Consider the following 12558-nt stretch of genomic DNA (forward strand, 5'->3'; position numbering starts at 1 on the left):
TCAAGGATTAGGGGTTAATAGTGCCGCCTTAGTGCAGGTAACAACCGGTGCAATAGCTGGAACTTACCTCGTTATTAATGATAGCACGGCTGGCTTCCAATCCAGCAATGATTTATTAATAAATATCACCGGATTTACTGGTGCTTTGCCAGCTTTAGGGAGCATTCCAGTGGGTAATTTCTTTGTTTAAGTGTCTAAGCTCTCCTTCTAAGTCACCTAGAAAACGGGTTTCTTCAAGAAACTATTTAGAAACCCGTTTTCTGGACTTTAAAACAAAAAAACGTTTCGCTGACAAACTCTATAAAGAACGTAGGTTGGTTTGAAGCATGAAACCCAACGCCTGCTCATGTTAAGCTTTTCACTACTACTTATAGTTAATCATGTATTTCTGGCAATTTCGTGTTTATCAGCGTCCTTTGCTGCATCCCCTACAAACCCATCACGGACTCTGGGAAATTAGGGAAGGAATTATTATTCGCTTAGAAGCGGAAGATGGACGTATAGGATGGGGAGAAATTGCTCCTTTACCTGAATTTGGTTCAGAAACATTATCGGCCGCAATATTATTCTGTCAAAGTCTCGAAAATCCCCTATCAATAAATTCAATTTTTTCTATTCCTGAACAATTTCCTGCTTGTCAATTTGCCTTTGAATCAGCTTTAGAAGATTTAAGTATAGAGAATCAATTAAGAGAATTAGAACCGAAAAACTATAGTTATTTATTACCCACTGGTGCGGCAGTATTTACCAGTCTAGATGATATTTTAGCCACTAATCAAACTAATACTTATAAATGGAAAATTGCGGTCAATTCTCTCAAGCAAGAGTTAAACTTATTTGAAAAATTAATTGACCGATTACCCAGGGGAATTAAATTGCGTTTAGATGCCAATGGGGGATTAAGTATTGCTGAGAGTAAAATCTGGTTAAAAATTGCCGATGAATGTCAAATAATTGAATTTATCGAACAACCTTTACCCCCGTCTCAATTAGAGGAAATGTTGCAATTAAGTCAAGATTTTACCACGGGAATTGCTTTAGATGAATCGGTGGCCAATCTTCGACAAATAGAGGAATGTTATCAACGGGGATGGCGAGGAATTTTTGTGATTAAACCTGCTATTAATGGTTCAATACAAGGGTTAAGACATCTCTGGGAAAAATATCCCTTAGATTTAGTATTTTCCTCGGTTTTAGAAACTAATATCGGCAGAAAATCCGCTTTACGTCTAGCACAAGAATACCCCAAAAAGGAGCGAGCTTTAGGTTTTGGTGTGCAACAATGGTTTAATAATAGTGACCCCGATTGGTTAGAAAAACTGTGGACGACATCAGCAAACAATTAGCATATCTCAGTCAAAAAGATTGGTTATATGGATACAATAGCCAGAAATTTTATCAATTATATCAGTCCTATTCTCAGAAATTTATCGCCGCAGATAATCCTCGATTAACTATACTGCTTGCTGAAGGCAATCCCCTTAAATTTCTAGCGATATTCTTGGCTGCCGTCAGGTCAAAAAGTTGCCTATTTTTAGCTAATCCCGACTGGAAAACTAACGAATGGGAACAGGTTTTCTCTCTGGTGCAACCCGATTATATTTTTGGCGAAAATATCAAGGTTTTTAACTATAATTCTCCTCCTGTCAATCCTTTGACTAATTCTCTGATGATACCCACAGGGGGAACCTCGGGAAAAATTCGCTTTGCTATCCATAACTGGTTAACTTTAACTGCTTCTGTCAAAGGTTTCTCTGAATATTTTCAAGTCGAGCAGGTTAACTCTTTTTGCCTACTGCCTTTATATCATGTTAGTGGTTTAATGCAGTTTCTCAGAAGTTTTTTAACAGGGGGAGATTTTGCTGTTATTCCTTACCAGAAAATCAAACAAAAGCGCATAAATAATCTCAATCTTCAAGATTATTTTATCTCTTTAGTACCCACTCAATTACAATTCTTTCTAGAAAATGATCCTCGTTGGTTAGCCAATTTTAAAACAGTTTTACTAGGAGGTTCCCCTGCATGGCCATCTTTACTAGAAAAAGCTAGAGAATATAATATTTCTCTGTCTCCCACCTATGGAATGACGGAAACTGCCTCACAAATTGTCACTCTTAAACCGGAAGATTTTCGACGAGGAAATAATAGTAGTGGACAGCTATTACCCCATGCTCAGATAAAAATTAATCCCGATAACCAGAAAATTATTATTGAAGCGAAATCTTTATTTTTAGGCTATTATCCCCATCTTAATCAAGCAAGCTACTTCGAGACGGATGATTTAGGTTACTTTGATGAAAGTGGTTATTTATATATCATTGGTCGCGATAGTCAAAAAATAATTACTGGAGGAGAAAATGTTTATCCTCTTGAGGTAGAAACTGCCATTAGACACACTAATTTAGTTAAAGATGTGGTGGTTTTAGGGTTGCCAGATTCTCGATGGGGACAGATAATTGTCGCTTTTTATGTCCCCGTTAATTCTCAGATATGCCAGACAATTATTCAATCCCAGATTAAGGATAAATTAGTCAATTATAAACTGCCGAAACATTGGATAAAATTACCAGAGATACCAAAAAGTCCCCAGGGGAAGATTAATCGAACCAATTTAATTAAATTAGCTGAAACTTGTTTTGACACCGAGTCAAACCCCAGAGGATAATTATAGCAGTTATCTTAATGGTGAGTTATGAGGGTTTCCTAAATTAGCGTCATTTTCCCAGCCAAAAGCCAAGGGATTTACTAGGTATATGGCGACAAAATCGCCATTTTTTGCCGAGGAATTGCTGGTAATGGCAATCTCTGGCTCATTTTATTAATGAATGTTAAAAGTTGATAGCTATCTTGCTAAAGATTGACCGCTTAGGCAATAATGGGAAGGTTTATCATCCCCATTAAAGTAAAGAATGCTCAACGCTTTTATTTGGCTACCGATTATAGGGGCGATACTGATTGCCTACACGCCTCTAGAGGCGAAAAAAGTGCGAGGATTAGCTCTAACTCTTGCTGTCGTTCTCTTACTGCTTAATATTCTCCTTGGCTGGCAATTTGACCCTAGTAACCCGCAAATGCAGTTCACGGTTAACCTGCCTTGGATTAATTTCCTCGGTTTCAATTATGCCCTCGGTGTCGATGGATTGTCATTTTCATTACTTTTTCTTAACAGCATCTTGACAATAATTGCTCTTTATGCTAGTGGTACAGAGGTTAACCGACCGAAATTTTACTATTCTCTGCTCTTGTTACTCAATGCCGGAGTAGCGGGGGCCTTTCTAGCGCAGGATTTACTGCTATTCTTCCTATTTTACGAATTAGAAATCGTCCCGCTTTACTTTCTCATTGCCATTTGGGGGGGTCAAAGACGCGGTTACGCGGGCATGAAATTTTTATTATACACGGCAATTTCAGGCTTTTTAGTGCTAATCTCTTTCCTTGGCTTAGTTTGGCTAACTGGTGCTGATAATTTCGCTTATAACCCCCTTTTATCGAATAATTTAGACGTTAAAACCCAATTACTGCTCCTCATCCCCCTTCTCATCGGATTAGCCATCAAAATTCCGATTTTTCCCTTTCATACTTGGCTACCGGATGCTCACGTCGAAGCATCTACCCCCGTTTCTGTGCTTTTAGCGGGAATATTACTCAAATTAGGAACCTATGGACTGCTGCGCTTTGGAGTCGGTTTATTTCTCGATGCTTGGGTGACTCTCGCCCCTTGGTTAGCAACGATAGCAGCTATCAGCGCCCTCTACGGGGCCAGTTGCGCTATTGCCCAAAAGGATATGAAAAAAGTAGTGGCCTATTCTTCTATTTCCCACATGGCCTATATTTTACTAGCGGCGGCGGCCACCACCAGATTAAGCATCACCGCAGCGATTTTGCAGATGATTAGTCACGGTTTAATTTCCGCTTTATTATTTTTGTTGGTGGGAGTAGTGTATAAAAAAACTGGCAGTCGGGATGTGGATTATCTACGCGGTTTATTAAATCCAGAAAGAGGTTTACCAATCACGGGAATGTTAATGATTTTAGCGGCCATGGCCAGCGCCGGCATCCCCGGAATGGTGGGATTTATCGCCGAATTTTTGGTCTTTCGTGGCAGTTTCCCGATTTTTCCGATACAAACGCTCTTATGTTTGGTCGCTAGTGGTTTAACCGCAGTATATTTTCTCCTGATGATTAATCGGGTTTTCTTTGGTCGTTTAACCCCTGAATTATCGCGCATTCCTCGCAGTACCTGGCCCGAAAGATTTCCCGAAATTGCTTTGGCTTTATTTATTATTGTTTTGGGATTACAACCGAGTTGGATGATTCACTGGACTGAAAACCAAGCATCAATGTTATTAACTGGGACGGCAATCAGTCAAAGGCAATCATAGAAAGCTTTTCCGGAATTTTTTAAACCTAGACCGAAACTAACTTGTGGATAGGAGCCGAAACGTCAAAAATTTTTGGCTTTGCGGAGGGAATTAACCGTTAAAACCACCTGTTCCCCCACCAGTTCAATTTCTTCTAAAGTATTAAAACGACTCAACCCGAAGCGCAGGGAGGCATAAGCGAGAGATTCGGGGCGACCCAAGGCAGTTAAAACGTGGGAGGGGGCGGTATGGCTAGAAGAACAGGCAGAACCGGAGGAAAGAGCCACTATTGGCTGTAATCCTAACAATAACGCCGCACCGTCCACCCCTTCAATACTAATATTTAAATTTCCGGCTAATCTTTGGCTAGGATGACCATTGAGATAAATTCTGTCTAATTGACTGATAATCTCCCATAAACGGGCTTTTAACTGATTTAAGTAGCTGTTATCTTCTTCGATCGCTTTGATGCCCAATTCTACCGCCTTGGCAAAACCGACAATTTGTGGTGTAAACAGTGTACCCGATCGCAGTCCTTTTTCCTGACCTCCCCCTTGAATTTGAGCGGCAAGACGGACTCGGGGGTTTCGGCGCCGGACGTACAGCGCACCGATTCCCTTTGGTCCGTGGACTTTGTGGGCAGTTAAGGACATTAGATCTATATTCATTTCCTCCACATCTAGGGGAATTTTGCCGATTGCTTGGGCCGCGTCCGTATGAAAAAGTACCTGATACTGGCGACAAATCGCCCCAATTGCCGCTAAAGGTTGAATCACCCCAATCTCGTTATTAGCCGCCATAATTGACAGCAAAATCGTGTCAGGACGCAAAGATTTTTCTAGTAGTTCCAAGTCAATTAGGCCATCAGCACCGACGGGTAAAATTGTCACCTCAAAACCTAATTTTTCCAGATAATGACAGGGATCTAAAACGGCGCGATGTTCTGTCATCACCGTAACTATATGCCTTCCCTTGGCGAAATAAGCTTCGGCAACCCCTTTGATGGCCAGGTTATTGGCCTCCGTTGCTCCACTGGTAAAAATAATTTCTTCGGGACTACTATTAATAGCAGCGGCGATTGTTTCTCTTGCCTGTTTAACCGCAGCCTCGGCTGTCCAACCATAGACATGATTAATACTACTGGCATTACCAAAGTGTTCGGTAAAATAGGGTAACATCGCCGCCAGAACTTGCGGCTCCATCGGTGTCGTGGCGTGGCAATCTAGATAAATCGGCTTTTGAGACATATTTTTCCCTTGCGGGGGATTTGGGAAGGAGATATCCTCTGTTTTAAGAGAATCTCTGAAAGTGCATTGCTAATCTATGTTAACAAAAAGGTATCGGATAGCAGTCAACATCTGACGACTCAGACCAGAACTTTAAGATTTAATAATGAGAGCGCAATCGCTCCCTGAGAGCAGTTACAATTTCCCTATTCCAATGTTGTTCAGCAACCCAACAGGATTAATAACACATATTTTCTGGCTCAATCATGGCTAAAAAATCGAAGGCATTTAGTGAACTGCTCAGGCTGCAGAAAATGTCCCAAGGATCCGAAAAACCCTTGAAAAGCTTTGAGAAAAAATTAAGAGAAAAGTCCTTGCCTTTCAAGGAAATTGTCGTCTCTCCTTCTGGGGAAGTCAAAATGTCGGAAGTTCTGGAGGATTTTATCGAGCCTTACCGGGAATCCAATGAAACGAAGGTATCTATGCGAAGATTGCTGACCCTAGGGACAATCGCTTGGAATCTGGCGTTGTCCCCCGAATCAAAGCGGCAAGGGATGATAGACCGAGTTTTTAACAAAGACCTTCTTAACGGAGATAAAAGGCTCAAGGCGGATATTCAAGGGCTAATCGAGGAGCTAATCGCTAGGAAAAACCGTTATTTCTCGGAAAACAAGCGGATGATTGTGGATTTTGAGTTAAAAGAGCTAGGAAGCGAGTATCATCTCTCGGTTGCCTCCAGCTTGTCGCCCGAATTTTCCGAGTCAGAGTTTGCCTTCAAAGTCGGCGACTCGGTCATCGTCAAACAGGGTGTACTTGACCCAGATTTGGGGACTGACATCGGTGGTTGGCAAGGAAGAATTGTGATAATTGAGCGGCAGAGCAATCTCATCGGCATTGAATGGGATAGCATCACCCTGAAAAACATCCCCATTTCGGTGATTGACCAGTGTGAACTGGAAAACCTAGACTGGGCCCAAATGTACCTCTCCTCAACGGATGTGGAATTAACCCAACCTCGAGATACAGAAGAAGATGTGGCCGCCATCATTGAGCAAATTCAGTCTAACATCGTTGAAGCTATTTAGCAGAAAAGAGAAAGGCGATTCCGGCGGTTGGCCGACCTTGACCCTGAGGAGAAAATGGCGGCTTTAGACGCTTGGAAAAAAAGACTTGATTAATTACCCTATTGACCATCGAGCAGCGATTTAGAGGAGAGAAATTTGAGATGGATGATTCCCAGAAATATGAGGCTGACTGTCAAAAGATAAGAAAAGTCAATCATGAATTACTAAAGGATTTCGAGAGTTGGCTAGAATCATCAGGTTTGTCGGAAAAAACCATTAATAATCATATTTCAAATATAGATTTTTATATCAACGAATATTTACTCTATGAGGATGCAGTAGAAGCTAAAGACGGGGTAGATATGGTCGGTGACTTTTTGGGTTATTGGTTTATCAAAAAGGCCCTGTGGGCCAGTCAATCAAGCCTCAAGGCTAACGCAGGTAGTCTGAAAAAGTTCTACACTTTCTTACTGGAAAAAGGCCTAATAGATAAAGATGATTTGCGAGAACTTAAAGAAACCATCAAGGAAGAAATGAGTGAATGGCTGGAAACCCTAGAGTGATACGATGACCCATTGAGTGAAGATATGTGGGATGTTTGGTGATTTTAGCCGAGGGGCAATCCCCCACCCTCTGGCTGGGCAGCTATAATATCATTGTCAGGACACAATAAGAGCGAGACAATGGAAACATTAAAATTAGAAAGCTGCCAGTCGATTCTTAAAGCTGGTCAAACGACCACCGAAAGAGCGTTAGAATTGTTTGACGCTCTCGAACCCGTGAGTTTAGACTTTATGCTCGGTCTTTGGCAAGGTTCTGGACTTCAGACAAATCACCCCATGGATGGTTTATTAGAAGCATCTAATTGGTATGGTAAAGAATTTGTCGATACTGAGAATGTCCACCCCCTGTTATTTTTAGATGGTCAGGGAAAAATTTTTAAGGTGGCACCTAATCCCACGGCCATGAACTGGATTTTGAAGCTGCCGATACTGAAAAATAATTCTCTGAAACCTTTGCTGATGCTGACCAACTCCTTGCTAAAAACAGAGACAAGTCAGGCTAGACTGCGAATGATGGAATATCGGGACAAAGTCAGCGCCACGATGATTTATGATTATTTGCCGATTAATGACTCTTTTCGGAAAGTAGATGATAATACGGTGCTGGGAATTATGGATTTTAAAAACTTTCCCCAGCCTTTCTTTTTTGTTCTCAAGCGATGTCAAAAACATTTTAATTCTTGAGGTTGAATTTGAAATTGTTCGCGCTCGTCCAGTTGCCAAGCTTGTAAATCGATCGCTCGCCCTGAAACTACGGAGACAATTAAATAAGTATATCCTGACCAGGCTAATTGGCGATCAATTTCCGAGGGAATGGCGGCATGATCGGGATGGGAATGATAGATACCGATAATTTCTAGCTGGTTTTCCCGGGCCGATTTTTGAGCTTGTAAAAGCACTTCTGGGGCAATACTAAAGCGGTTTTTTCTATTGCCTGACCAGTTATTTTCTGTTGCCTGTATGCTGATAACTTCGGCTGCTGTCTCGGTAATTTTTCCTAGGAGTAACCCACAACATTCTTCGGGATAGGTGGATTCTGCGTGGGTGAAAATAGACTGGTAAATTTTTTCTGTAATCAGGATCATAGGATGGAGTAAACAAGTCGCAAATGCTATGGACAACAGGGTAAGCGCATCTCAATTTTGGCCCACCATTTTTTTGCTTCTAGCTGGCTATTTTGTCACCCGCCAACTGAGTTTAAGATTAACCCAAAAGTTCCAAACCGTGACGATAGCGATGGCGATGAAGTTAGCTAGATAGCGATTGATTCCTAAACCATTAAAGAGAAGGTTGAGCAGCAAGACGTTTAAAATTAAACCGGCTAAACAGATCAAATTGAACTTGAAAAATCTTTTCCAGCGTTTATTCCAACCCCGTTGACGAGCGGATAAATCGCCAAAAGTCCAGCGATCATTCCAGATAAAATTATTAATAATTGCTAATTCAGCGGCGATGATTTTACTGCGGGTTAATCCCCAACCCAAAGCGGCGGGATCACTGAGAAGATAGAGAAAGGCCATATCGACAAAAACCCCGGTTAATCCCACTAAACCGAAGCGAATAAATCTATCTAAAGGTAGATTGACAATTGCATCTAAAAACCTTAATGGCCTTTGAGAGCGCAAACGCAGCAGATGGAAGATATATTCTAGCCATTGTTTCCAAGTTACCTTACTTTCCCCCTCTAGCCGCTCTTGGAAGACATAACCCACTTCTCCGATGGTTTTGATGCGACCTTTGCCGATGACTTCTAGTAAAATTTTGTAACCGGTGGGATTGAGAATCGGACCGGCGATCGCTTGACGGCGGACCATAAAGTAACCGCTCATGGGATCGGAGACGCGACCGACCACCTCTGGCAGTAGAATTAAACCGAGGATTTGAGCGCCGCGAGAGAGAAATCGTCGCAGCAGACTCCACTCGCTCACTCCTCCTCCTTCGACGTGACGACTAGCAAGAGCTAAATCGGCTCCTTTTTCGATAGTTTCGAGGAGATTATAGAGAATTTCGGGGGGATGTTGCAGATCTCCATCGATTACTCCTAGTATCTCACCCCTTGACCCTTGCCAACCCCGCACCACTGCCGACGCTAATCCTTTTTCTCCCTGACGACGCATCACCCGCAGTTGCGGGTAATCCGGGGTTAATTTGCTGGCTAATTCCCAAGTGCGATCGGGACTGTCATCATCGACGATAATTAGTTCATACTGATCGGGAATTTTTCGATCGAGTAATTGACTGAGATTCTCGACTAGGGGAATAACGTTATCTCGCTCGTTATAGGTGGGAATAACTAGAGATAATTTGAGTAATTGCGGCGAATCTCTGAGAATATAACTATTATTGCTGGTAATTTCTTCAATTTGCTCTAAAAAAGGAATTTGCAAAGAGCCGACGGGGGTGGTTAAAAAGGGATAGGGTGGAGAGTTGGTCACTCGCTTACACTCACAGACTAAAACAGGTTTAGAGACGCACAATTTACCGGCAAAGTTGTTGAAACCAGAATTTTGAGCTAACTACTGGCGATGCGGAATCCTAATACACTATAGCGATTATCCGGACCAAATTGGCCCCGACTAGCGGAGCGACATTCCCTCAATTCTGTCCCCCAACCACCTCCACGCAGGATGCGATAACGATTGCCGGTGCTATTAGGATCGGCCGGCCATACTTGGTCATCGCTGGGAGCATTTTTATAGTTGCGATGCCAAGGATCGGCACACCATTCGTATAAACTGCCATGTAAATCGTATAATCCGAAGGCATTTGGGGGAAAACTGCCTACAGGGGTGGTTTTAGCTCGAAATTCGCTCTCTCTTTCCACTGCATAGGGAAATTTAATGGCATAGTAGTTAGCGAATTCACTGGTAAGGGTGGCACCAAAGTAGAAGGGTGTGGTAGTGCCGGCACGACAAGCATATTCCCATTGTGCCTCGCTTGGGAGTCGATAGTTTCTGCCGGTGGCCCTGGAAAGTCGATCGCAAAACTCGATCGCATCATACCAAGAGATGCTATCGACGGGTAAGTTATCCCCTTGGAAGTGGGAGGGATTGGGGTTTAAATCGCGGTTAATTTTGGGCAGATTAGCGACAATTTGCCATTGTTTTTGGGTTATCGGGTATTTACTCAGGTAGAAACTGTTCACCTTGACTAAGCGCTGGGGTTTATCACTACCGGTAAAGTCTCCTTTTTCTCCGTCCGGTGTCCCCATGATAAAAGTGCCAGCAGGGATAGCAATCATCTCTAATCCCGCAAGGGTTTCGCTGTAGTATTCGGCACTGCGGGAATTGCGCTCGATCACGAAACCGCTAGGATCGAGAGTAACGGTTTCAAAGGAAAAGCTTTGTCGGGGGGGAAAAGAGGAATTTTGGGGGGGTTGCGGGGGGATGATTGCTGTAGCGGTGGAGGGGGAAAAAATATTTTTTCTATCTAGAATCGCTGCCAGTCCGACTCCTGCACCGATCAGACTGATCCACTGGCCAAATTTACGTCTGTTTACTTTAATCATCCCGATTTTTCTGTCATTATCACCCCATCCATTATACCATGAAATTCTGACTCTTATTTAGTCACTGCCACCTATCCTTAATAATCGATGCCCAGCTTTTTGACTGTCCATAAACATTGGTTGATTGCAGCAATTATCACCTGCTTAGGTGCTTTTTTGCGAATCTATAATTATGATTCTTTGCCTCCAGATAATTGGACTGCTGACGAATATGCTTTTGCTTGGAGTGGTATGAGTTTATTACAAACGGGTATCCCCACCAGTTGGTCATGGTTGAGTCCCACGGATAATTTTCCTACGGTGGTTTGGGAAGCGAAAAATATCCGTTATCGTTTGGTGACTCCCTGGTTTGATCATCCTCCTTTATTTGGTTTATTGGTGGGTTTATTTGCTCTTTTAGGAGGAGCAAAGACTTTTTTTGATTGCAGTTTAACTATTATTAGAGTTCCTTCTTTATTCTTAGGTATTGCTGCGATAGTTTTGGTCTATTTACTGGCTCTCAAGTTGAGTAATCTATCGATCGCTATAATCGCTAGTTTAATTTATGCTACCAATCCCAATACAGTTTTCCTCTCTCGGTTAGCTATTAGTGAAAATTTAATGATTGTTTTGTGCTTATTGGTTGTCTTACTTTATTGGCAATACTATCAAACTAAGCAGAAAAAATATCTCTACATCGCCGCTTGTTTAGCTGGTTTAGCCTGTTTAGTCAAAGTAACTGCTATTTATTTAGTAGTATTATTAATTGTCCTCTTGATTTACGAAAAACAAGGACGAGAGGCCATTTATGTGACTGCGATCGGTGCTTTCTTTTTCTCTCTCTATTTTCTCTACGGTGCTATCTATGACTACGATTTCTTTCGGAAGATATTTCAAGAGCAATCCCTGCGCTTCGAGGACTTTAACTTTGTCAAATATCTAACCACTCCCACGGTATTTTTCGAGGATGGTTGGCTAATTTTTAGCTGGTTAACCCTCTTACCCTTTCTCCGAAAGAATCCCGCTAGTCCTCAAGTTAGATTACTCGCTTTACCAGTAATCCTCTACACCTTAATTTTAGTTGCCACGGGAGCGCAAAGTCACTTCTTTACTTGGTATATGATTCCTTTTTATCCGTTTATGTTTATTATTCTAGGCATCTTTCTTGATGATTTTCGCCAAGAAACGGACGGATTAACTGCCTCAATTATTTTTATCTTTCTGGGAGTTTGGTCGATTCATCTCAATTTGACAGCCTGGATCTTAGCTTCTCCCTACGGTCGCTATTATTTTATGATCGGTACGGCAGCAATTCTGGGAGTATTCTATCTCAAGGATATCTTTGGTCTCTTTAAAAAATTCTGGATTGATCGCTTTACTTTTCTGCTCTTCTTGGCCCTGCTGGCAGCTAATATCAATGTGGTATTAACCTATAAGTTTTCTGGTTAAAACTTAGCAAGAAGGGAACCCGAAAAGGGATAAATTGGCCTGGGAATCGAGAGTAAACGGCTGATTCAAGTCTGAATTGCATCACTGTCTGATCTACCTTTATAGAATACCTCATTGGGGGTCTGATAGTCAAGACATTTTCGAGGACGATTGTTAATCAAGTTTACGGCTCTTTCCACCTCCTCTGGCTTAACAATTTTCAAATTTGTCCTCTTGGGGAAAAATTGTCTTAACAGTCCCTTGGTATGCTCGTTTAATCCCCTCTCCCACGAATGATAAGGAGTAGCAAAATAAAAATCTGCTCCTAGTTTCTGACTCAACTCTTGATGTCCACAAAATTCTTTAACCTTGTCACAAGTAAAGGTTTTTTTTTGTCAGGGTGAATCTCTTGGAAAAGTTTTTCTGTGA

The 12558-nt window shown here is 42.0% G+C and carries 12 protein-coding genes and 1 pseudogene; 8 read left to right on the plus strand and 5 right to left on the minus strand.

Going from position 1 to position 12558, the window contains the following annotated elements; genetic code table 11:
* From O9323_RS15655 to O9323_RS15670, 4 genes are all read left to right on the plus strand, one after another.
* Positions 1-190: bluetail domain-containing putative surface protein (locus tag O9323_RS15655; RefSeq protein WP_288125398.1), on the plus strand; the 190-nt coding region annotated here is incomplete at its 5' end.
* 190 nt (positions 191-380) lie between these two features.
* Positions 381-1346, plus strand: a complete 966-nt coding sequence (locus tag O9323_RS15660) for an o-succinylbenzoate synthase (protein ID WP_002754563.1) — start codon at positions 381-383, stop codon at positions 1344-1346.
* Positions 1322-2665 (plus strand): 2-succinylbenzoate--CoA ligase, encoded by a 1344-nt coding sequence (locus O9323_RS15665; RefSeq protein ID WP_149107525.1) that lies wholly within the window; start codon positions 1322-1324, stop codon positions 2663-2665. Before O9323_RS15660 ends, O9323_RS15665 begins: the two co-directional genes overlap by 25 nt.
* Positions 2666-2909: 244 nt before the next feature.
* The gene (locus O9323_RS15670) at positions 2910-4382 is read left to right on the plus strand and encodes an NADH-quinone oxidoreductase subunit M (protein WP_024970221.1); all 1473 of its coding nucleotides are present in this window, start codon (positions 2910-2912) and stop codon (positions 4380-4382) included.
* A 62-nt stretch (positions 4383-4444) separates the two neighbouring features.
* Here O9323_RS15670 and O9323_RS15675 read toward each other — a convergent pair whose 3' ends face one another.
* On the minus strand, positions 4445-5608 hold the full coding sequence (locus tag O9323_RS15675; RefSeq protein ID WP_024970220.1) for a cysteine desulfurase family protein: 1164 nt from the start codon (positions 5606-5608) through the stop codon (positions 4445-4447).
* Between the two features lie 245 nt (positions 5609-5853).
* Here O9323_RS15675 and O9323_RS15680 point away from each other — a divergent pair, with 245 nt between their 5' ends.
* From O9323_RS15680 to O9323_RS15690, 3 genes are all read left to right on the plus strand, one after another.
* The gene (locus O9323_RS15680) at positions 5854-6672 is read left to right on the plus strand and encodes a hypothetical protein (RefSeq protein WP_353851595.1); all 819 of its coding nucleotides are present in this window, start codon (positions 5854-5856) and stop codon (positions 6670-6672) included.
* A gap of 140 nt (positions 6673-6812) precedes the next feature.
* Positions 6813-7214: a phage integrase SAM-like domain-containing protein gene (locus O9323_RS15685; RefSeq protein WP_002740193.1), complete on the plus strand. Its 402-nt coding sequence runs from the start codon at positions 6813-6815 to the stop codon at positions 7212-7214.
* 120 nt (positions 7215-7334) lie between these two features.
* Complete coding sequence (locus O9323_RS15690; RefSeq protein WP_002740111.1) at positions 7335-7898, plus strand: DUF4334 domain-containing protein; 564 nt, start codon at positions 7335-7337, stop codon at positions 7896-7898.
* On the opposite strand, the gene O9323_RS15695 is transcribed toward O9323_RS15690, so the two are convergent.
* The 3 genes from O9323_RS15695 to O9323_RS15705 form a co-directional block, all read right to left on the minus strand.
* On the minus strand, positions 7877-8299 hold the full coding sequence (locus tag O9323_RS15695) for a M67 family metallopeptidase (protein ID WP_002740058.1): 423 nt from the start codon (positions 8297-8299) through the stop codon (positions 7877-7879). The genes O9323_RS15690 and O9323_RS15695 overlap by 22 nt on opposite strands.
* A gap of 87 nt (positions 8300-8386) precedes the next feature.
* The gene (locus O9323_RS15700) at positions 8387-9649 is read right to left on the minus strand and encodes a glycosyltransferase (protein ID WP_016516255.1); all 1263 of its coding nucleotides are present in this window, start codon (positions 9647-9649) and stop codon (positions 8387-8389) included.
* Between the two features lie 77 nt (positions 9650-9726).
* Positions 9727-10722: a formylglycine-generating enzyme family protein gene (locus O9323_RS15705; protein ID WP_002739566.1), complete on the minus strand. Its 996-nt coding sequence runs from the start codon at positions 10720-10722 to the stop codon at positions 9727-9729.
* Between the two features lie 87 nt (positions 10723-10809).
* Here O9323_RS15705 and O9323_RS15710 point away from each other — a divergent pair, with 87 nt between their 5' ends.
* Complete coding sequence (locus O9323_RS15710) at positions 10810-12150, plus strand: ArnT family glycosyltransferase (RefSeq protein ID WP_024970217.1); 1341 nt, start codon at positions 10810-10812, stop codon at positions 12148-12150.
* A 65-nt stretch (positions 12151-12215) separates the two neighbouring features.
* On the opposite strand, the pseudogene O9323_RS15715 reads toward O9323_RS15710, so the two are convergent.
* Positions 12216-12558: pseudogene (locus tag O9323_RS15715) on the minus strand (IS30 family transposase); the annotation flags it as partial.

The organism is Microcystis sp. LE19-131.1A, from assembly GCF_027532015.1.
GTDB classification, from domain to species: domain Bacteria; phylum Cyanobacteriota; class Cyanobacteriia; order Cyanobacteriales; family Microcystaceae; genus Microcystis; species Microcystis ichthyoblabe_A.